This is a genomic window from Prevotella sp. AM34-19LB, from assembly GCF_003468525.1.
In the GTDB taxonomy this organism is placed as follows: domain Bacteria; phylum Bacteroidota; class Bacteroidia; order Bacteroidales; family Bacteroidaceae; genus Prevotella.
Genome location: NZ_QSIG01000005.1, coordinates 113421 through 135817 on the forward strand (window position 1 = coordinate 113421; position 22397 = coordinate 135817).

The 22397-nt window shown below is 45.8% G+C and carries 15 protein-coding genes and 2 pseudogenes; 4 read left to right on the forward strand and 13 right to left on the reverse strand.

Annotated elements, in window-relative coordinates; translation table 11 throughout:
* Nucleotides 1-355: 355 nt before the first annotated feature.
* The 13 genes and pseudogenes from DW830_RS02895 to purL all read right to left on the reverse strand — a co-directional run bounded on the left by DW830_RS02895 (nucleotide 356) and on the right by purL (nucleotide 18373).
* Nucleotides 356-2746, reverse strand: coding sequence for a lipoprotein (locus tag DW830_RS02895; protein ID WP_119248790.1), 2391 nt, complete (start codon nucleotides 2744-2746; stop codon nucleotides 356-358).
* A 21-nt stretch (nucleotides 2747-2767) separates the two neighbouring features.
* Nucleotides 2768-5494: a hypothetical protein gene (locus DW830_RS02900; RefSeq protein WP_119248791.1), complete on the reverse strand. Its 2727-nt coding sequence runs from the start codon at nucleotides 5492-5494 to the stop codon at nucleotides 2768-2770.
* Between the two features lie 262 nt (nucleotides 5495-5756).
* Nucleotides 5757-6839, reverse strand: a complete 1083-nt coding sequence (locus tag DW830_RS02905; protein WP_119248792.1) for a FimB/Mfa2 family fimbrial subunit — start codon at nucleotides 6837-6839, stop codon at nucleotides 5757-5759.
* A gap of 154 nt (nucleotides 6840-6993) precedes the next feature.
* Nucleotides 6994-7584: an Mfa1 fimbrilin C-terminal domain-containing protein gene (locus DW830_RS02910; RefSeq protein WP_147487183.1), complete on the reverse strand. Its 591-nt coding sequence runs from the start codon at nucleotides 7582-7584 to the stop codon at nucleotides 6994-6996.
* Entirely contained in the window at nucleotides 7569-8657 is a 1089-nt protein-coding gene (locus tag DW830_RS02915; RefSeq protein ID WP_147487184.1) for a hypothetical protein, read from the reverse strand. Before DW830_RS02915 ends, DW830_RS02910 begins: the two co-directional genes overlap by 16 nt.
* 53 nt (nucleotides 8658-8710) lie before the next feature.
* The gene (locus DW830_RS15735) at nucleotides 8711-9187 is read right to left on the reverse strand and encodes a hypothetical protein (protein ID WP_119248795.1); all 477 of its coding nucleotides are present in this window, start codon (nucleotides 9185-9187) and stop codon (nucleotides 8711-8713) included.
* Complete coding sequence (locus DW830_RS02925) at nucleotides 9169-10068, reverse strand: DUF3868 domain-containing protein (protein WP_158573418.1); 900 nt, start codon at nucleotides 10066-10068, stop codon at nucleotides 9169-9171. The genes DW830_RS15735 and DW830_RS02925 overlap by 19 nt, the downstream gene beginning before the upstream one ends.
* Nucleotides 10069-10129: 61 nt before the next feature.
* Nucleotides 10130-10711 carry a DUF3575 domain-containing protein gene (locus DW830_RS02930; RefSeq protein ID WP_370453426.1) on the reverse strand — a complete coding sequence of 194 codons (582 nt, stop codon included), beginning with the start codon at nucleotides 10709-10711 and terminating at the stop codon, nucleotides 10130-10132.
* Nucleotides 10712-11021: 310 nt separating this feature from the next.
* On the reverse strand, nucleotides 11022-12770 hold the full coding sequence (locus tag DW830_RS02935) for a S41 family peptidase (RefSeq protein ID WP_119248797.1): 1749 nt from the start codon (nucleotides 12768-12770) through the stop codon (nucleotides 11022-11024).
* 16 nt (nucleotides 12771-12786) lie between these two features.
* Complete coding sequence (locus tag DW830_RS02940) at nucleotides 12787-13497, reverse strand: outer membrane beta-barrel protein (protein ID WP_119248798.1); 711 nt, start codon at nucleotides 13495-13497, stop codon at nucleotides 12787-12789.
* A 31-nt stretch (nucleotides 13498-13528) separates the two neighbouring features.
* Nucleotides 13529-14101: a chromate transporter gene (locus DW830_RS02945; RefSeq protein WP_119248799.1), complete on the reverse strand. Its 573-nt coding sequence runs from the start codon at nucleotides 14099-14101 to the stop codon at nucleotides 13529-13531.
* 3 nt (nucleotides 14102-14104) lie between these two features.
* Nucleotides 14105-14644: a chromate transporter gene (locus DW830_RS02950; protein ID WP_119248800.1), complete on the reverse strand. Its 540-nt coding sequence runs from the start codon at nucleotides 14642-14644 to the stop codon at nucleotides 14105-14107.
* A gap of 4 nt (nucleotides 14645-14648) precedes the next feature.
* A pseudogene (gene purL, locus DW830_RS02955) lies at nucleotides 14649-18373 on the reverse strand (phosphoribosylformylglycinamidine synthase).
* Nucleotides 18374-18721: 348 nt separating this feature from the next.
* Here purL and DW830_RS02960 point away from each other — a divergent pair.
* The 4 genes and pseudogenes from DW830_RS02960 to DW830_RS02980 all read left to right on the forward strand — a co-directional run.
* Nucleotides 18722-19582, forward strand: a complete 861-nt coding sequence (locus DW830_RS02960; protein WP_119248801.1) for a flagellar motor protein MotB — start codon at nucleotides 18722-18724, stop codon at nucleotides 19580-19582.
* A gap of 236 nt (nucleotides 19583-19818) precedes the next feature.
* The gene (gene lepB / locus DW830_RS02965; RefSeq protein ID WP_255415610.1) at nucleotides 19819-20595 is read left to right on the forward strand and encodes a signal peptidase I; all 777 of its coding nucleotides are present in this window, start codon (nucleotides 19819-19821) and stop codon (nucleotides 20593-20595) included.
* 1289 nt (nucleotides 20596-21884) lie between these two features.
* Nucleotides 21885-22145 (forward strand): hypothetical protein, encoded by a 261-nt coding sequence (locus tag DW830_RS16250; protein WP_233544351.1) that lies wholly within the window; start codon nucleotides 21885-21887, stop codon nucleotides 22143-22145.
* A gap of 116 nt (nucleotides 22146-22261) precedes the next feature.
* A pseudogene (locus DW830_RS02980) lies at nucleotides 22262-22397 on the forward strand (IS1380 family transposase); the annotation flags it as partial.

A 22397-nucleotide genomic window follows, 5' to 3' on the forward strand; every position in this document is an offset into this window, starting at 1 on the left:
CCTGTGTTTATCGGGGTTTCAGGCGATTTGGTGAAGAGTGAAGAGTAAAAAAGAGAGGGGGGATTTTCTCTCCCGACGTATCGTTTTGTGCCTGGCAATGGCACGATATTGCCCTGGTAAAGGGCAATATAATGCCGTAGTGAGGCAATAAGCGCTGGAAGCGTCTTTGCCACCCGTCAGTACTATCATGATAACCTCTCAGCGACGTCTTGACTCCTTGTCAGGAGTATCCTGACAAAACGAAGGGCTGGACTTTCTCACGAAAGCCCAACCCTTCTTTTTAAAAACAGCTGTTTTTTATGCTATGTTTATATATAAGTAAAAGATGTTATAATATTTATCACTTATCTTATGTTTATTGCAGAACATGTACCAGGCGGATTGGCATGGCTCTGTAGATACCTGTATTTCTTCCATTGCTGCCGCTGACGAAACGCAAGTTAGACAATGTCATAATCCTGCCATAGATATCAAAATAGCGATACCAGAATCCATACTCAGGACTGGTGGTGTCGAAACCCTGGTTACCAGAGAGCAATGTCTTTGTCCATAGGGAGACATGGGTAGGGTTCTTAAGGCTCTCACCTTCTACATAACCGGTTGTAGGCAGATAGATAGTTGGCAGCACAGAGTTGACTGTCGTTATTTCTATACTGTTGTAGACCTCACCCGACTCGGTGTAGCGATTGACTACCTTAAGTTTTCCACCGTCTATAATATCTTGGATATCGTCATTTTCGGGAATTTTGAAACCATGGGGAATCAAGTCTTTTAACAAGCTGCCTGCAAGATTTTGAGCTCTTTTTTCGTTAGCAATTTGGAAATATCCACCAATAGCGTTCCTGTTGGCTTGCAGTGCTTTTGTTTCTATTGAATAGTTACCATTGTTGGATGCCCCGAGGTTTCGGTCCAGCATGATATACGTTTTGTTTTTGCCTTGCACTTTAATGACACCATAATAGAATCTGCCTTTGACCGTTGGCAATTTTTCTTCACCATTACCATTAGGATCGACAGGTGGCTGTTGGTGGGCATCTGATATTTCATGGAAGATACCACTGTGATAGACTGGATATTTAATGTTAATCGTGTGCCCGTCACTGGTGGTGTAAGAGATGGTGAAATCTCCTTTCCAAAAGTTGAAGTTGTTATCTTCGTTATTTACCAAATCTACTTGCCAATAGCTCTTTCTGTTATTGGTGATTTCTTGGATAGTATATCTGTCACTGTTCTCGGACCCTTTGGTACAAGTCTCATTTGATTCATTCTTAGGAATCCAATACCTGTAACGATTGCTTACTACGGTGAAGTGGAGACCATCGTTTCTTACGGTTCCATATTGCAGGTCTTCCGGTTTGATACCTTGTGTCTGGTCTATGAAATTATGGAAATAATCATCTGAAATTTGACGATTATCACTCTTATCAAGAAGAATGACCGTGCGGGTGTCCGAACGTTTGAAATCGTTACCCTTTTGCGTGATGGTGATGGTGCGGGTCAAGTCACCAGACCTGACTACGACATGTCCTTCCCGTGTTTCTTCTGAGTAGCGGTTCTCTGTCAATGGGATGGAGAGGCGATATTTCTTTCCTGATGTAGAGTTTGGACCTGCTGCATCCGGTATGTCAATCGTTGCGCTAATACTGATTTTGCCAATCCAATCTGCATCCTTAGATTCCACTTTCCACGAACCGTCCTTAATGGTGGTGACAAGTGTGGCGGTAGTGGAGTCGTTCCATGCCGCGCTCACCTGGTCGCTCACACCGAGGTGATAGTCCTTGCAGGCTATCATATCTGTGATGTTGGGATTGTCATCTATGACATCCACTTTCATACGATTCTCCGGGTATGGGTCAGCCATAGCCTTTGCTTCTGTATCCCAGCCTTTCGTATTGACATGTATGATTTTTACAGTATAGGCATGGTTGCGGAGCAGGCTCATGAAAGTATTGTCTCCGTTATAGAACGCAACTTTGTAGTAGCCTTCTTTTCCCTCATACTCACCTTTTATAATCAGGTAGGCTTGATTTGCCGCAGCAGCAGACTCATAGAACGGAATTTCTGCGGTTGTCCAATCTCCACTATTGCTATTATAGGTTACAGTGGTAGGGATGTTTGGGGTTGTTGCGTTATAATCAAGACCTGTTGGAGCGATGGTTCCTTGGTCGGCGGCATTGTAGAGTTTATAGCCTGCAAGTGTGAATGTGCCGTCACCAATAAAATCAGCAGATGGCTTTGATTCCTCTACAACCTTAACCTTGGCAAACATTCGCAAAAGCGTTACCTCATAGTCAGGATTGTTCAATAAATCTGAAATTTTGGCATAGCCCCAGCAGATCGGCTTGTCCATATCAATAGTTCCGCTTACTGTTGTCTGGTCTAAACCACCCTGGCATTGCTCTTTGGTCAATGACGAAACATATGCTACAATATGGATGGTTTCCGCATCATTTGTCAAAGGGAGCCTGACCTTAGCCTTGCCATTCTCATCTATTGTGACATTGCCTGTGGAAATTTCTTGGCAGGACAAACAATTATTGTTTTTGTCGTATGTTATAGCATGGAGATGCGCTAAACTTCCAGCTCTTGTCAGCTCTTCTTTTGTAAAGTCGGGAAGGTTGATGGTGAGCGTGATGCCCCCATCTTCCACCCCATTCTTGTTGCTTGGGGTGGAACCTTCGTTCAAAGTGTCGCTACATGCTGCCAATGTCAGCAGTGCCACTAAAAGAGATATTATCTTTTTCATTTCCTTACTTACTTTACTTGTTTATACACCTGATGGTTTACCAGGATGCCAGCTATCATTGTCATAATATCCTGTATCGTTATACTTCTCATAACTTCTACCTCCGAAAAGGGTATATTTCTCTTTATAGTCATCCTTTTCAAACTGAAGGACTATACCCTTCTCATGATATCCGTCAACCGCTTTTAACGTTATCGTTGTCTTCCACCAGCCTCCTGATACTTGTTCGCTTTTAAAACTATTGGCGCTGTGACCATCCCAAGTGTTGTCCCAATGTGTATATTGGCTATTACTTCCTGAGGATGTCGGATTGTTTGTTGCGACACCGAACCTAAACGCCCAGCCTAATACTTTATTCTTGGTATAGACAACATAATTGATATCCTTAACTATCGGTTTCTCATCGAAAATACGATAATAGGGGTCTGTTGTCGGGTCGTAAAGTATCCAACCTTCTCGGTCTTCATAGTTGAAAAGGGTGATACCAGGCGCCATGTGATGAGGGCAGCGGTGAAGGTCCGCACCATCGTTGTTGAAGCTGTAGAATATCATCAATGTCTCACCAGGCTTGATCGGTGTAGTTTCTTTACCGTCGCCATAATCCCATCTATATCCTTTAGCATCAAAATCCATGTCCTTGTAGTACCATCCTGGATTATTCGTGTCCCCAGTCATACCGCTTGGCTGATTATATCTATTATTAAAATACCACACATTTTCTTTAGGTATTGCTGTTTCTGTCGTTTCACCCTTTTGAGAATAAATATATACATTATGTTTACTTGTTTGTATCCCATTGTCCGAACTCCAAGAATCGTTCCAGTTGTTATTGTTATCACCTGTTCCATAGTATTCATCCAAAATACCTTGGAATTGGTTAGTACCAAACTGGCCATTATTTGACGACCTGTCATTAATGGCACGGAAATAGATACGGTAATCGACAACCAGAGGTCTTACTGTTACTTTAATATCTCTGTACTTATAGTTGCTATTATACGAGTCTTTCGAGTGTACTCGGAATGTATGCACTGTAGTTGTTACAGGGTCGGTTGTAGCCTCCACCTGGAATGTTCCCTTGGGAGCGTTTTCATCGGATGGCTTCGATATATTGATAGTTGATTTACCAATGGTGGAAGTCAGATTGTCAGGAAGCACGATACCTCCCAAGTTTGTAACCCAAGTGAATACCTTTGTGTTGGTTTCTGCACCTGCCACATAATAGATGATTACCTCCAATGGATCAACCTCAAACAGAGGTTCTACATTGTAGTCTACATCCAGATATTTCTTCAGGTTGTTAGCCTTCAGCCATATCTTGGTCGTTCCTTTCGGAGGAAATTGACCTTTCCCCTTTCCATAAGCACTCATGGGAATCTCGGGATTAATCCTAAAGGTGATAATATGATTGACCTCATCTCTTTTAGCTTCAACGACGAGGGGCTTACCATCAACAATCTCATCGCAACCAAACTCCACATTCACCCAATTTGACTTGTAGGAAATAGAGTCTTCCTCTATGGAGGTTATTTGAGCGCTTGTCTTGTTTACCCACAGTGTGGTATGGCTGAAGTCTGCATCTATCGTTACAGGAGTCCAGTCCTTTACGCTCACATTACAGTCGAGAGTCATGTTTCCCAGACTCTTGATCTTGCCGATAATCTCATAGTAGGTACCGCGGGGGAATGTGCGGCGTGGCTCTGCCTCTGGATTGTCGGTGTGGCCCAATGGGATGTTGTAGCTGTTGTCATTGGCGCCAATCATGCTGCTCAGTGTGAGGAACGACTGCTGGTCGTTGGTTTTGATATAGCGCTCAGGCAGATAGTATGTACCCTGGAAGAGCCATTTGTCCTTTATGTTTGAGGGAGCCGCTGCGGCAGTACCCACAGCAGTGATTACATCCGCATTGCTCTTGTTCTTGTTGGTGTCGTCGCGTGTCCAATTAGAGAAGAATGATCCTGCGGCGCTGGCTTCAGAAGATTGCTTATACATTTTGGAACTGATAATTCCGCTTACGTCCTCTTTGTCAGAAGCGTAGAACTTTCCTCCCCATACCAAGCTGGTGGATTGAGAGAGATTATTTGCTGTAATATCATTTATCTTCAGACCGTTGGTCTTCAGAGCCTCCTGCATCTCAGAGTCAGCAGGGTCGAAGAGCAGGTTGAGTTTTACCTTGACACAGGTGAACTTCAAGTTGGCAACAATGTCGGTGGTCTTGCTATCACCAGTGATGTTGGTATCCTTTAAGGGTTCATAAATCATAGGGATATTGCCACAGGCAGGCATACCGGGCTTGCCTTCGGGAATGTAATACAGTACCACATTTTTAAGTTTATCCTCTGTGTCGATGGGCTGATGATCCTTCAATACATCCTCCATGTTGGCCACAACATAGATGCGGTAAGTGCCGGGGTCGATTCGCAGCGTATATGTGGCTACATCCACACCTCCTTCAAAATTGCCAGGCTCATAGAACGAGGTACCGGGAGCACCGAGATACTCATTGAGCAATGTGCCTTTGCCGTCTATAGGGAAAGCGAAAAGTCGGAGGCTGTTGATGCGGCACTCTTCTTCTGTGGCATTATAAGTTAAGTTTTCTGCCGGGTCTGATTCTCCTGCACGAGTGCCGTTGCTGTGCATCAATGGCACAAGGACTTGCAGGTTGCCCGACATACCTGAGCTGACAGTGTTGTCACCCAAGTCGTCGGTGCAAGCGGCTGTCATAGCCGCCAGCAACAGAATAACCATGTAACAAAAAAACTTTCGACTTCTCATCTTTTATATGTTTTATATATTGTTTATTGTTTCCGTTTATATGCTAATTCATGTTTGTCGTCCTGAAGAAACAATCTTATTTACCTTTTTAAAAGAACTAACCTAAACTTAATCAAACCTGATTTTCTATTTTGTGATCATTTCAACTCTTCTATCATTTATGCTGTATCGTGTATCCGCTGAGGGATTGGAGCGATATTTTAATACCTATATATAATAAGGTGTAACTGCCTGCTTAGAAATCTACACGCTGGATGCGCTTGCTCCAGCTGAGCACCGATATGCTGAGGTTGGCATACTGCCACTCGCCGCCTTTGAGGAAGAAGTCGAGATGGTAGTCATACTCACGGTCCAAGAACTCCTGTGGTGAGTAGTTGAGGTAGTCGAAGGCTCCCCTTCCCTGTGCCAGACAGTCGGCCAGGTTGATGCGGACCACCTCCTCGCCAGTCTTCTTATTAAAGATGGAGAGCATGGCATTTTGCTCGTTCTGCGCTACAGGATAGAGCACCAGTCGGGAGAACATCATGGCAGCATGGGCGGTACGTTCCTTTACGTTGCCCGCTTCGTCACGGAAGTCAGTATCCCAAGTAAAGTAAGGTTTATAGGTGAGCCTTTCGTCTTCCCAGAGACTGTTGTCATGGCCTATGGTTCCGTTGGCACATGTTATCTCGAAGCTGAAGTCTTCCACCGAGATGTCGGCAGGCGCATCTATCTGGTGCAGGCTTAAGGTGAGTTCCTTGGTATCACGGACAAGACTGATGGTGTCGTGTACCATCTCCAGGCTCTTTACCTCCACGATGCCCTTGGAGAGTCCCTGCCAAAGCGTGTCGAGTGGCATGGCCTGGTTTTGAACAACACCTTGCTGGCGGTCCAGTGTAGCGTGCAGACTCTCGATGTCGTCTCGCAGCTGTGGATTTTCTATTCTGAACTTAGCACCCGGTGCGGTCAATGCCTCTTCGTATTTTTTCTGGAAGGCAAAGGCTGCAAACTTATATTTGCCGGGCTGCAGCTGAAGTTGCATGGCGAAGTCATGACGCTTTAGCGGTTGCGTCAGAGCATCGTTGGCCGCATCTTGCCGAGTGACGAACTTGCCGTTCTCATCGTAGACGAAGACAACTAACCCGCCCACGTGGTCGTTGAACATGTCGGCGCGCTGGATGTTATAATCGTAGACGAAGTGCAAGTAAGCCCCTGTAAAGCAGGGAGGCAGGTCATCATGCATCAGACTGTCGCAGCTACCAAGCAGGCAACAGGATAATAATCCCAACAGCCCTGCCTTCATGCTATGATACCAACCGAAAGTCATTTTCTTTGCCATAATTATGATTGATTATTGTTTAATGTTGTCGTTGTTTTTGTAACGGCTTCACACCGCAGCGGGCGGTTGATCCATGTTATGCCAGGATGCTTATCCCCCTCTGCATGTGTGAAGTCATTACGGAATTTTATTGTGTTAAATACAATCTGTTTTCTTACAAGTCAATACCGTGTACACGCTTTGCCCAAGAGAGAATTCTAACTGAGCAGTTGATGTAGTACTTGTCGCCCTCATCGTCTGGAGTGTCAGGATTAACCTCTGGCACATCAGGAGAACCAGGGTTGCTGATTGAATTTACTTGCAGCTCATACCAGTTGTTACGAACCATACCATAGCGGCCGAGGTATTTCTTCTTAGCCTCTTCACCTGTTCCGTATGTTGAGTCGCCTGAGTTCCATGGGGTCAGTGCGTCGCCGAAGTGCTTGATGCGTGCAATGTAGTAAGAAACGCCCTCATAGTATGTTGAGATTTTCTTGTTGTCGCTCAGACCAAGGGCTGCGTTAACCTTTCCGAGGAACTCGTCGTCAACTTCCACTGAGCCTGAAGTCTTAGTGATATCATTAGCGGTAAGCAGATGCTTGCCAGCCTTCTTCACGTCTGTAAGAGGCAAAGAGAAATCTGCTGCTGTATAGCCTGCGTTGGTGATGGCTGTTGAAATCTGAGTTGTGAGATCATCCTCTTTGAAGTAACCGCTCTTGCCGTCGAACATATAGAATGTCTCACCTGCGATCAAACCGCTTGGCACGTATGTAGCTTCATGATGACACGGGTTGTCTGGTTCTGATACATGTGACCGAGAGAGAAGGTGTTCTCAAGACAATACTTAGGATCTGTGGCCTCACCGGCACCAGAGAAATCATAAGTTTTTGGCTTGTAGTTGAATTCGTCGGTATACTTCTGGTCGTTGCTGATGGTGCTGTAGTTAGGGTCTATACCCCAGTGAGCGCGGTTGAATGTAGGATGGCCGCTTGTGAAACGTGGCTCTTCCCAGATGTCGCCCCAGTAGTCGCCATAGCTATCATAGTTGTCCACATTGTGTACTGGATAAGACTTCTTGTTGGTCACGTCAAGATCCCATGCTGTGATGGTCACCTTGTCGCCTGTAAGACCCTTAACATCCATCTCGCTGAATGCGGTCATTGTAACCTTAGCCACGCCACGCTCTACATAGATGGTGGCAGCCGACTGTGCGGCACTCTCATTGGTTGTCACCTTTTTCTTGTCGATTGTTACCAGGGTACTTGTTGTTGTTCCATTCACTTTCATGGCATTTGCCATGTAGAATCCGTTCACTTCGCTGGCCATGCTGTTGATGACGTTGGCTTTCTGCCATTCGCTGAAAGTGTTGCCGTTTACAGGTAGTTTCACTTTCTTGTTGCTGCCTGTCATGTTGTTGTTCAACATGATAACTGCATAATAGTTGCCTGTGTAACTACTTTCGAAATTGTTCAGCCTTGCAGTTATGTTTGCCTCGGTAGTGATTACGTTAGGGTCGTCATCAACGCCTGTCCAGGGCTTCATGTCACCCAACTCCACACTCTCCACAAATTCAGCATCGGCTTCTTTTTCTCCGGCTTCTCCACGGAATACAAGGAGTGTGGCATTGTTTACGGCATACTCATTGGGTGTTCCGTCCTCATAAGTAGGGTCGCCTGCTGCGCGTGTGCCGTTGGTGGTAGGCAACACAATGGTAAATGTTGCATAACGTGCACCATGCTCATTGGCGCCTGTGCCACCGCTTTCCACGAGTTCTTTCTCACTGCAGCTTGCTGCTAAAGCGAGCATAGCTGCCATTCCAAATAAATTCTTTAATCGCATAATCATTTATGTTAAAGTTGTTTATTTGTTAATTTAATTATTTCAATTTACTATTATAGCTCCGCCTTCATTTCCCCGTAAATCTTTCTGATGCGCTCAGCTTCCTTCGAGTTTCCTGCCTTGGCAAGATGCTTCTCGGCAGTTACAAGGTCGCCCTTCTGCAAATCTGTGCAGGCGGCATTGAGATTGGCGGTCTCATCATCAGGGAAGAGACGGACGGCAATATCAAATACCTCGTTGAACTCTGGAGAACCAGGCTCATAGGTCTGTGCCACTAGATACATTTCCTGTAATGACAACTGCTGAGGCTTGGTCTTCAAGATTACCTTTGCCTCCTCAATGTCGAAAGGACGAACGGTATAGGTTACCGTATAGTCGCTGTGGCGCAAACGAGGATAAATCTCACTCATGATGTAGCGATAGCTAGCCGGATAAAGCTTCTTGATTTTCTGGTCCTTTGCATCGGGTGCCAATGATGAGTTGGCAACGGCAAGGATGGCAGACTTATCGGCTAAGTTGCTTGCTTCCACCTTCTTCTTGAATCCCTCCCAGTCTTCTGGGGTGGCGTGATAGGTGAAGAGCTTATTATCGATGGTGTAGAGGTTGCATACATAATTGCGCAGGGCAGCCGCACGATTGTTGGCGAGTCGCACGTTGTTGTCGTAAGGACCGTCTGGCGACGCATAGCATGAATATCGATATTGGTGATGCTCACATCCTTGTCGTTCTTCACGAGGTCGATGGTGGATGTAATCTTTCCCAACTCAGTTGCATTCTCACGGAAGTCGGCAAGGATATCGCTCTTGTTGAGCTTGAAGCTCAGGTAAGCTTCACCCTTTTCGGCTCTCACCTTGATGGCTTCAGCCTTTGGCTTCACGTAATGGTCGCGACTGATTCTCGGTGTCGGCTGGATGTTAGCCATCAGCGTGGTATCCTGATCCATCAGGTTGCCGCATCCGCAGAGGTCTTCCGTCATGGAGAGGTTGAAAGCCTTCATCCACTTCTTGTAGGGAAGGGTCTGGGAGAAGAGCACCTGTTGCTCGGTATCATTCTTGCGTCTCACAACCAATGCCTGGCTGTTTTTCAGACTGCTGCTTTTGCGCAGGTATCTGATGCTCTGGTTTTTGCCATTGATGATGATGGGATTCAGGGCGATGGTATCTTCTCCGGCGATAAGCGGAGTGAAAACCAGCTGTTGCTCTGATTTGAGCTGCAAACTATCGAGATGGAGGCGGAAAGCAACCTTGAGACTGTCGCTTTTCTTCTGCGTCAAGACACTGTCTATCAGTATCTTGCCACCAGCCAACCGTAGCTGCGAATCATCTATCTTCTGGGCTTGGACAGTCAATGCGCTCTGTGCAAAAAGGATGCAAAGGGGCGAAATGACCGTATAAAGCTTCATTTTCTTCATATTCTTCATCTTAAAAAAAAGAGGGTTTGATTTGGTTTTTGCTATCTCGGTGATACAGTTTCTAGAATGCGTATATCAGGGAGAGGGCTGCTTTAGTAGGACCTACATAGTTGCGGTGGTCCTTGTCAAGACATTTGTCACATCTTCCGTAGAGCTTGTATGGGCTGTAGATGTATCCTAATCCGATGGATCCTTCGAGATTGAGATGCTCCGACAGCAGCCATTGGTATCCGTAGGTGAGACCACCGCCGACATACCAGCCTTCGTAATGTCTTCCTTTCTCTGTCTTTGGCAAGATGCCAAAAGGCAGGTCCACATTTTTGATGTTGTATTCACCTCCTAGGGCATGGATGCCGAAGAAGTGGCCTCCAAATTTCTGGCAGGTGTACCAGCGGTACTCTGGCATTACGTTCCAGTAGCGCAATTTCTTGTCGCCTGAGAACTTCCAGGGATTCAGGGCGCCGAAAAGCTGAAAAGTGCTCTTCCTGCCCGTGCCTATTTCTAGACCAGCATTGAGCGAGGTGGTTGCCAGACCAAGCAGGTTGGTCTTCAGTGCTACCTCTTGCGCTCGGGTTATTACTGTTGAGAGAATCAGCAGTAACAACATCGGTGTTCGTTTGAACAATCTCTGCTTCATCATCATAATTTTACTCTGTTGATTTTCTTTCTTACTTAAGGATAATGCTAGTTGATTATTCTTATTTATCTTCATTTACTTATTATCTCAGGCTTACCCTTGTAACAAAATGAATGTCGCCGGGTTCCCTTTTTGGTTGCAAATATAGGAAGATTTTCTCAAAGATGCTTCAAAAAATTGATGGAAATCAAGGAAAATAAAGTGCAAACGTTTGCATTGTCGTGCAAAGTGTGTGGGAGCACAAAACTTGTGAATATGATATAAGCGCCTGATATATAGAAAATAAAAAGCGAGGGTGTGATTTGCACACCTTCGCTTATTTCAGAACTTCCATCGCCTTTTTCAGACCTCTATCCACAGCCGAAGGATCGTTCTGGTAGAGCTTCTCCTTTTCCTTTTGGGTCATCTCGTCGGTCAGATAATCGGGGGTGATTCCCACACTTTCCAGCAGGTTGCCCTGTGCATCCTTGGTAAGCGAGAACGGCATGTAGAAGTAGAGGTAGCTCGTTACATTTCCTATCCATCCGCCATTGCTGGCTTCGTTGTCGGAAGTGAGCATCGCCTGCGCTCCGTAACTGTTTCTGCCTATTGTCTTTACGTGGTCACCCTGACTCTTCAGAATGAGGGTTGTCACCTCCGACATACTCGCACTGTAGTTGTCGAGCAGGATGGCGGTAGGAATGTTTCTGCCCAGACTCTTCGACGTTACCGTAATCTTCTGCGGAATCCAAGGAGTATAGCTGTATGGATTGTTGTCCTCTTTCTTGCGCACGTAGGCATAGACGGCTGTCTGGGTGATGAGATAGTCGGTAAGCAGACGGGTATCTATCACGCTGCCACCACCGTTGCCACGGAAGTCGAGAATCAGTTTCTGGATCTCGCCCTTAGCCAGCGGCTCCAGGAACAGGCGGCGGTAACCTTCTACGCAGAGATGATTATAGGTAAATTTCAGGTCGCTCCAGTAAGCGTAGAGTTCACGCTCGTGCCAGAGGTAATCGGCAAGTGCCTGGCAATACCAGCTGGCAAAAGCGGAGGCTGAAAGCATCTGCTGGTAACGTGCATCGCCCTGCAGCTTCTGTCGGATCTGTTCGCCCATGCCGCTTGCATCAGCAGTAACAGGTAACAGTTTGAGAAGATTCGGTGACTTCTCGTAAGCCTCGCTGGCGAGAGCATAGAGACCGGAATAATCTCCCTGGTTGCTGTAAGCCACCATCTTCTCGCAGGCTTTGGCTGCATCATCCGAAGCCAGATAGCTATCCATATCGGTAAGCAGCTGCGCTGCCTGCTGCTCAGCCTTCTCTCGCTTTCCGGCATCAGTAATCAGTGCTTTCGCCTTGGCTGATATCGTGGAAGCATCCAGATGATAGGTGCTGGCAGCATTGACAGGGAGATAGATCTTCTGATATTCGTGGAAACAGTTTTCGTAGAGCGCAAACTTGTTGAAGCCGAGATAATAGGTGCCCGGCTGCTCCTTCAGGTAACCGCCCATGATGCAGAAACCATCCGAGGTAATCTCGCCGAAGGCTGTACCATCCAGGTTGAGCTGGTCGCGGGTATGGTTCCAGTGAGCATTCAGTGGGAAATACTCGGTCTTGTTGCGGAGCGTGCTGTTGAATCTCACCGTTTCCGTAGAAGAGTGGGAGACGGGAAGGGTAATCTTGACATAGAAATGCTGGTCGATGATCTTGTCGATGATTTCCTGGAAATACTGCTTTGCCTTGGCGTTGTCTTCCTGAATCTCCTGCTGGGTAAAAGCGGAGGTATGCTGGAAGGTCTTCAGGGCATCAAACTTGGGTTTGTATTCCTTGTACACCTGGTCCCAGGTCTGCGAAGATACGGCAGACTGCTCATTGAGGGTGCAGTAGCGCTGGTTCATCACGCTCCAGAAAACCTGGAACAGGTCGCCATACGACTTGACATCGGTATCGGAATAATCGGAAATCGATTTCTCGTTGGCATCATTGTCTGACACACAACTGGTAAGCGACATTCCGGTAGTGGTTGTCGCCAGGAGGAAGGCGAAGAGGCATCGCATTCCACCTTTTATATATATAGGGGTTCTCATATTTTAAAATGATTTTTTAGAACTTATAGGCAGCCGAGGCTGTGATGAGGCTGGAGTTGCGGCGGGCTGTCTTGCTGGTGCTGGCTTTATCCTGGTAGATATGCGAGAAGCCGTACTGGAACTGATAGCCCACGCTGGTATCTATCTTGCCGAAGGAATAACCTATCTTGATGCCTGCTTCTCCGCCAAAGAGACTGCGGCGGAGATGGTTCTCATTCTTCCTGAAATCGTAGGTGGTGTTATAGCGGATGTAGGAACCATCGCCCTTGTACCCCTCCATGATGTTCATCGGATACATACCCTTGGTATGCATGGAGGTGAAGTATTCGTAATAGACACCCACCTGCGGCTTGATCCACAATCCCTTCTCGTGGTAAGGATTATGAATCAGATAATATCCCACATGGAGTGGGATGCTGATGAAGTTGTTGTTGTATCGGGTGTTCCAGGAGTCACCGCCCAGATTCTGGTACAGGTAGTCGCGCTGAATGAAGCGGATGCCCGTCCCTACCGCCAGCTGATCTACGATATTGTATTCAGCACCGATGGCAGCCGTGAAACCCGGTCGCACCTTATAATAAGTCTCCGACAAGCCCGATACATCCGTATCGAGCACACTGCAACTGACACCAGCTTCTGCCTCCACCTTCCAGCGGTAGGAGGTCTGCTGTGCCAGAATGCCCTGGCAGCAGAAGCCAAGGGCTATGGATAAATATACCTTTCTCATAAAAATGGGGTAGTTTGGGGTGAAAAAAGTCTTAATAGAGAAGAAGCAATCCGGCAAACGCAGAATAGAGTATCATGCGGATGGGATTGATCTTCATTACCTTCACGCCGATAAAGGTGGCAAAGAAGAGGGCGATGGAGATGTAGAAATGCCAGGGGTTGGCTGGCGTAGAGAAGTTCTCGCCATTCATCAGGAGCAGGGCTGCGGCTCCTACCAATCCGACGATGGCAGGACGAAGACCGATGAAAATGCTCTGTACGGCAGAGGTGTTCATATACTTGTACAGCATACTGCTGATAAGAATCATCAAAACAAGGGAAGGGAGAACCAGGGCAAAGGTTGCCATGGCACTTCCGAGAATAGCCATCATGCTGCTCATGCCGGCATTGTGAACAGCTGTATAACCGCAATAGGTAGCGGCATTGATGCCGATAGGACCCGGAGTCATCTGCGAAATGGCGACGACATCGGTAAACTCTTGCATCGTCATCCAATGATACTGGGTAACCACCTGACCCTGGATGAGGGAAATCATAGAGTAGCCACCTCCGAATCCGAAGATGCCTATCTGAAGGAATACGATGAAAAGCTGAAGAAATATCATATATTATTCTGTTGGTTGAATGAATTGACCATAGATGTAGCCACCTACGGCAGCTGCGATAATTACCCAGATTGGGTTGACGCCTAAAAGCCAGATCAGAAGGGCGGATAGAATAGGTATCCAGCAGTTGACAAGCGAAATACCGGCACTCTTGGCAAGCGAGAATGTAGGTACGGCTATCAATGCCACGACGGCAGGACGGATGCCTGCAAACATGGCAGCAACAACCTTGTTGTCTTCAAACTGATGGAAAAACATGGCTATCGCCAAGATAATAAGAAACGATGGCAACGAAGCGCCGAGGGTGCAGACAATGGCTCCCGGTGTCTTTGCCAACTTATATCCGAGCAGGGAACTCATATTGATGGCCAAGGCTCCCGGACAAACCTGGGTCGTAGCGATGGCATCCAAGAATTCCTCCTTCGTCATCCAATGATGCTTATCGACGACTTCGGATTCTATAATAGGAATCATGGCATAGCCACCCCCAAAGGTGACTATGCCAATCTTCATAAATGTCTTAAATAAATCTGTATATTTCATTTATTTACTTTACTCTTTCTTCAATCCACTGACGTGCATTGACAAATGCCTCAATCCAAGGTGTTACCTCGTCGTTGCGGCGGTCAGCTGGATACCAGGCATTCTGCCATGGGAAGATGGCACGCTCCAAGTGTGGCATCATAGCCAAGTGGCGACCATCTGCAGAGCAGATACCTGCTACATTGTAGTCACTGCCGTTAGGATTGCCTGGATACTCAGCGTAGTTGTACTTCGCAATGATGTTGTAGTGATCCTCTGGCTCTGGCAAGTAGAAACGGCCCTCGCCGTGAGCTACCCAGATACCGAGCTTATCACCGCTCAGGCTACCGAACATCACACTGTCGTTCTGAGGAATAGTCAGACCGAGGAATGTACTCTCGAACTTCTTGGATGTGTTGTGGCAGAGGTGTGAACGATGCTTGTGTTCAGGATTGATGAGGTTCAACTCAACCATCAGCTGGCAACCGTTGCAGATACCGAGTGAAAGGGTATCCTCACGGGCATAGAACTTATCGAGTGCCTCCTTAGCCTTAGGATTGTAGAGGAATGCACCTGCCAACCCTTAGCAGAACCGAGAACGTCGGAGTTAGAGAAACCACCGCAGAATACGATGAAGTTTACATCCTCCAAAGTCTCACGACCAGAAATCAAGTCGGTCATCATTACATCCTTTACATCGAAGCCAGCGAGATACATAGAGTAAGCCATCTCACGCTCACCATTGGTACCCTTCTCACGGATGATAGCTGCCTTGATGCCAGATGGCTTGCGACGGTTAGCGTCGAGACCATAGCTAGCGAGAGTGCCCTTGAAACCGTAACCGAAGTTCATCTCGATAGGCTGCTTCTTATAGTTGGTGTAACGCTTCTTAGCCATACCGTTCATGCTCTGCTTGCGGTCGAGGAGGTAAGATGTCTTATACCAGTCGTCACGCAATGCGTCGATATCGAACTCGTGCTCGAAGCCTTCCTTCTTGATGATAATCTTGCGGAGCTCAGGAGCAGGATAACCAATCTTGGCATAGCCGATACCGTTCTCATCGAAGAATGCCTTCAACTCGTCCTTGTGAGCATCGCTTACCTGGATGACAACACCTGGGTTCTCTGCGAAGAGAGTCTTGATGATGTCGGCATCTGCAATGTCGTGGAGGTTGATCTTCATACCACCCTCTACGTTGGCGAATGTCATCTCAAGGAGAGTGGTAATCAAACCACCGGCGCTGATATCGTGACCAGCCATTACCCAACCACGGTTGATGAGCTCCTGTACGGCGTTGAAGCAGTCAACGAAGTACTCTGGGTTCTTCACGGTAGGAACATCGCTGCCCACCTTGCCCAGGCTCTGAGCGAAGGCAGAACCACCGAGGTGCTGCTCGTCGAAGCTGAAGTCGATATGGTAGAGGCTAGAGTTCTTGTCGTTAACGAGAACTGGGCTAACCACCTTCTTGATATCTGAAACCTCACCGCCGGCACTTACGATAACGGTACCAGGAGCGATGATTTTCTCACCGTTAGGATACTGCTGGGTCAATGAGAGAGAGTCCTTACCTGTTGGTACGTTTACGTGGATGGCGCAGCAGAAGTCTGACAATGCCTTCACACCCTCGTACAGACGGGCATCCTCACCCTTCTGGCTGCGGCAAGGCCACATCCAGTTAGCTGAAAGGCTGATGCTATCCATGCCATCTGCCAATGGAGCCCATACGATATTGGTCAATGACTCTGCTACAGAGAGTACTGAACCAGCCTTAGGATCAGCCAAACCTGCCTGAGGAGCATGACCCATGGCAGTTACGATACCCTTCTCGCCACGGTAGTCGAGTGCTACGACACCACAGTCAGAAAGTGGCAACTGAATCTGACCCTGACCCTGCTGACGGGCAATCTTACCTGTTACGGAACGGTCCACCTTGTTGGTCAACCAGTCCTTACAAGCCACAGCCTCCATCTGGAGAACACGCTGCAAGTACTCGTCGAGGTTGTCTGCAGAATAAGTTACATCTTCATATTTACGCTCTACGGTCTCATCCACCATCACAGTCTTAGGAGTATGACCGAACATCTGAGCTACATCGAGGTCGAATGGCTTCACGCCGTCAGCCTGCTTGAAGCTGAAGTGAGCATCGCCAGTAGTCTCACCAACCACGTACATTGGAGCACGCTCACGGTCGGCAATCTTCTGAACCTCGCTGATATACTTCTCGTCGATGAGCAAGCCCATACGCTCCTGACTCTCGTTGGCGATGATTTCCTTGGCGCTCAAAGTCTTGTCGCCGATAGGCAACTTAGACATGTCGATTTCGCCACCGCACTCTTCTACCAACTCAGAGAGACAGTTCAAGTGACCGGCTGAACCGTGGTCGTGGATGCTGACTACTGGGTTCTCGTCGTTCTCAACGAGTGCACGAACCAGGTTGTAGGCACGTTTCTGCATCTCAGGGTTGGCACGCTGAACAGCGTTCAACTCGATACCGTTGCTGTAACGGCCTGTATCTACAGAAGAAACAGAACCACCACCAAGACCGATGCGATAGTTATCACCACCTACTACGACAACCTTGTTGCCCTTCTGTGGCTCACCCTTCTTATAGTCACGCTTCTTGCCGTAGCCTACACCACCAGCAAGCATGATTACCTTATCGTATGCATACTTCTCACCATTCTCCTCGTGCTCGAATGTAAGCACAGAACCGGTGATGAGAGGCTGACCGAACTTGTTACCGAAGTCTGAAGCACCGTTGGAAGCCTTGATCAGAATCTGCTCTGGAGTCTGATAGAGCCACTTACGTACTGGCATGATGTCTTCCCAGTCGCGCTCAGCATCGCTCTTGCCGTTGTCATCCTTCAATCGAGGATAAGCAGTCATGTAGCAGGCAGTACCTGCGATAGGCCATGAACCTACACCACCACCCATACGGTCGCGGATTTCACCACCCGTACCTGTAGCAGCACCGTTGAAAGGCTCTACGGTAGTAGGGAAGTTGTGGGTCTCAGCCTTCAGAGAGATAACACTCTCGATATCCTTCACCTGGAAGAAATCGCTGGTAGTCTGATCGGCTGGAGCAAACTGCTCGATGACAGGACCCTGAGAGAAAGCCACGTTATCCTTGTAGGCAGAGAGAATCTTGTTAGGGTTCTCCTGAGTGGTCTTCTTGATCATACTGAAAAGAGAAGATTCCATCTCCTTGCCGTCGATGATAAACTGGCCGCCGAAGATCTTGTGACGGCAGTGCTCTGAGTTGATCTGTGCGAAACCGAAGATTTCGCTGTCGGTGAGAGGTCGTCCGTTCTCTTTCTCCAGTTTGTGGAGATAAGCCATTTCGTCCTCGCTGAGGGCAAGACCCTCTTCCTCGTTGTACTTTTCGAGGTCATCGACGTACTTGATTGGTTCTGGCTCGTGGTTCACGGTGAAAACATCCTGTCCGATACCGTTGTACATACGCTGGAGCATAGGGTCGTGCTCAGCGTCCTCGCTATCCACAGGGAAGTACTCCTCGATACGCGAAATGCCGTCAAGACTCATGTTCTGAGTTATCTCAACGGCATTCGTACTCCAAGGAGTAATCATTTCACGGCGTGGGCCAACATAGAAGCCCTGCAACTGCTGGGCATCCTCTAAAGTTGCGTCACCATAAAGCCAACAAAGTTCATTGATTTCGTCCAGAGATGGTTTGTGGTCAATCTCGGTCGCAATCACACTCTTAGATGGAGTTCTGAAAAAAAGAATCATACTATTTCTCTTTTTATATTGTTAATGTATTAATTCTACCTTGACAAAAGACTACATATTTTATATATGCTTTTGCTTTCCGACTGCAAAGGTAATACAAAATTCTGATTTCTCCGCAAAGAATACGCATTTATTTTCTTTTTTTAGTTAAAAAGGTGATAAATAGTGATTTAGTGGTTAAAATTTTATAAATGGATTAGACAAATAAGGTTTATTGGAGTCTTATCAGTAACTTTGCACCCAGAAAGAGACGCGTAAGGCGTTGTATATGGAGGGCGTAACTGCCGTCTATATAATAACATAGTGATTAAAAAACAATAACAGAAAATTTAAAAATCGAAAGCAAATATGAAACAGACTAAAATTTTTGTAATGGCAATGATGGCTGTAGCCCTGATGGCTACTAGCTGTGCTAGTAAGAAGGATCTCCAGAATTGTCAATCTGAAAATAGAGAATTGACTGCCAATTATCAGGCAACCAAGGAGAAGCTGGCTGCTACTGAGGCTAGCCTTGCTGCTGCGCAGGAGCAGTTGAGCAGTACCAAGAAGGATTATGCCAAGTTGCAGAACTCGCTGGACAAGAGTCTGACCAATGCCAATCAGAACAACATCAGCATTGAGAAGCTCGTTGACCAGATCAATGAGAGCAACCAGTATATCCGTCATCTGGTAGAGGTGAAGAGCAAGAGCGATTCACTCAATATGGTTCTTACCAACAACCTGACCCGTTCTCTCAGCCGAGAGGAGATGAAGGAGGTTGACGTTCAGGTGATGAAGGGTGTGGTTTACATCTCTCTGGCTGACAACATGCTCTATCAGAGCGGTAGCTACGAGGTAAACAGCCGTGCCAAGGAAACTTTGAGCAAGATTGCAAAGATCATCCAGGACTACAAGGATTACGATGTTCTCATTGAGGGTAACACCGATAACGTGCCTGTAAGCACTACCAGTGCCAAGATGAAGAACATCCGCAACAACTGGGACCTCTCTGCTCTCCGTGCTTCTTCAGTAGTTCAGTATCTCCAGGACAACTTCGGTATTAGTCCTAAGCGTATGACTGCTGGTGGTCGTGGTGAGTACAATCCTGTAACTACCAATGATACTGAGGTGGGCAAGATGCGTAACCGTCGTACACAGATCATCATCACTCCTAAGCTCGACCAGTTTATGGACTTGATCGACAAGGCTCCAGAGGATTCTCAGAAGTAATGAAATTCTGAAAGTGATATAAAAGAAGTGACCTCTCCTTCGTTCATTAGAAATTGAACGATGGAGAGGTCTTCTTTTTAGTATTGTCTCCTTAATAAACGGTAAAATGAAAAATATTTCTTGTAATCAAAAACAAGTTCTAAACATAATTAAACTGGTGCTAATTTGCTCCTTACTCATGATATTGTTATGGGTCGGTAAGTGGCTGGTGCGTATCTTCTGGTTTGATACTTTTGTTGTTCCTTGTTCCTAGTAATTCTATGATGCCAACCTTGCAACCAGGTGACAAGATAATAGCAGATAAACTTTGTTTTGGTGCAAGAATCTATCGAAATTTCCATTTTGACAAACAAGGGGTTGAATTACAGTGCTTTAGAATGAAAGGTATGGGGGATTTGAGACGTAATGATGTCTTTGTGTTTAATAAACCAGTCATTAATCATCATATTACGTTTGTTATCAATTATGTGTATTGCAAGCGCTGCATCGGCTTGCCTGGTGATTCTGTGAGCATTCGCAATGGTTATTATCGCAATAATAATGATAGGGGTGTCTTGGGCTGCAGAGAGAATCAAACTGTTTTGCGTGAGATGCCAGATACATTGATCTCTCCTGAAGTAATGTGTGCGATGCCGTACGATGAACATTTGCCGAAGTGGACGATTAAAAATTTCGGGCCTTTGTATATTCCCCGTAAAGGGGATGTCATAACGATTACCCCCAAAGAGGCTGTACTTTATCTGGCAATTTTAGAGTGGGAATTGAAGGGTAAAATCACAATTGATTGGGAGAAAAATAAAGTTTTTGTCAAACACAAACTTCTGTCTCGCCACACGTTCCTTCATGATTATTATTTTGCCGGTGGTGATAATGTAGTAGATTCTCATGATTCTCGTTATTGGGGCTTGGTTCCAGACATCTATATTATTGGTATTGTAAAGCGTATAGAGTATTCAAAAGCTAGAGTAACTGGTAAGTACGATTGGAGACGCTTTCTGCGTTGCGTAAAGTGAATAAGTGAGTTTGAAAAAACTCACTTATTCATATTGATTACAATTGGGATTGCCAAATCTCATAGGTGTAAAAATTGTAGTAAAGAGTTAGATAGAGCTTTTATTGTTATCAAACACTTTTTATGGTCTTGTTATAGATAAGCTGCCTAATTGGCAAATTACTGGCTCAGGGGAGATTGTCCGTGGATAAGACAACCTCTCCTGAGCCCTGATTATGGTAGTCGAGGACGGGCTAAAAGCCCCCAAGTACCTAAGTGTCCCCAAGAGCGTAACGTTCTTGAAAAACTAAAAAGAGTGAGTTATGGACTTATGCCTCACCCGCTTTGGGCTTTCAGCCCGTTTTTAACCATACAGGTTGAACTTTCTTCTATGAACTGCTTAAAAGATTCATAGTTTTCTCTTACGTGAAAAAGTTTTTTTTTGAAAAAAAGTCTCATAGTCTCATCTTTAGCTGAAAATATTGACTTAAAGTATTGGTATATAATGAGATAAAAAGAATGAGACTTCTCTATTCTGAAGTCGATAAGTCTCATTAATGTATCATAGAAGTCTCATTATTTTACTTTTTCTTTACGAGAAACTTCGTTCCATCTGCAAATTTCTTGTGTTTCATGGTCACCCTCACCTGCTGCACATCGAAATAACTATTTTCGCATTGTTTTCCTGTCTCCACTTGGCTTCATCTACAAATGAAGAGACTTCATTCATGGCTTTCATGTGACTCTAAGAATCTTAATGTTTTCTTTCATTCCTCCTTTATGTAATCTCTTGCCCAATATTAGTCCCAACGTATGGGCATTCATTGCCCGCAGTACGGGCACTTGTTGCCCAGCGCTTGTTCTGTGGATGCCCACTTGATGGGCTGTGGATGCCCATGCGACGGGTATGGTGGGACCCGCTAATGGGTGACTTTTGCTATTTTTGCGATTTCTTCATCAGGAATCATTCTAAGAATATCCCATGCATGTACCTTTATTTTGCCCATATTTACTATTTCCTATTGTTTCTATCTACCGGCAAAGGTAGAAAAAATAATTGAAACATGCAAATAAATAACTGATTATTAAGTGGTTGTAAATATTAAAAAATCTATCAACCACTTATGATTTGCAATCCGGCGTTAAAAATGCCCTAACCTATTTAGTGTTCGCTGAATTAATGTTAAGCATCTAATGATTAGATATTTATAACACTTTTAGCTTGGCTATTTCACTAAAATTTAGTATCTTTGTCATGTTAAAGAGAATAATTAGTGTTCACTGAATAATGTCTAAAAGTTAATTGATAGAATGAAAAGAATATTGTTATCAAATAAAAACTGTATAAATGTGCTTTTGGGGTTGATAGTATCATTATTTGTTGCATGTACTTCAAAAGAGAAGCAACGGTTGCTGCAAATAGAGAACGTGTTGGAGGAATCCCCCGACATAGCTTGGGCTATGTTGAGTCAAGATGAAAATCGTCTTTCTAAATACTCCAAATCAGACAGAATGAAATATTTGTTGCTTCGAACAGAAGCAATGAATAACCTTAATTCCGCAACACTATAATTTAACTTTATTTATAAGTTCCTGAGCAACAAAAAGTTGCCCAGGATTTTGCCGTGTCAGATTTTTCACTTATCTTAGTGTTGCAATTAGAAAACAAGCGAAAATCGTAACAAGACATGGCAAAGGTACAAATAAAATCTGAGAAACTCACACCTTTTGGAGGAATTTTTTCAATCATGGAGAAATTTGACTCCATGCTTTCACCCGTTATCGACTCAACACTGGGTCAGAGATGCAGCAGTATCATCGGAT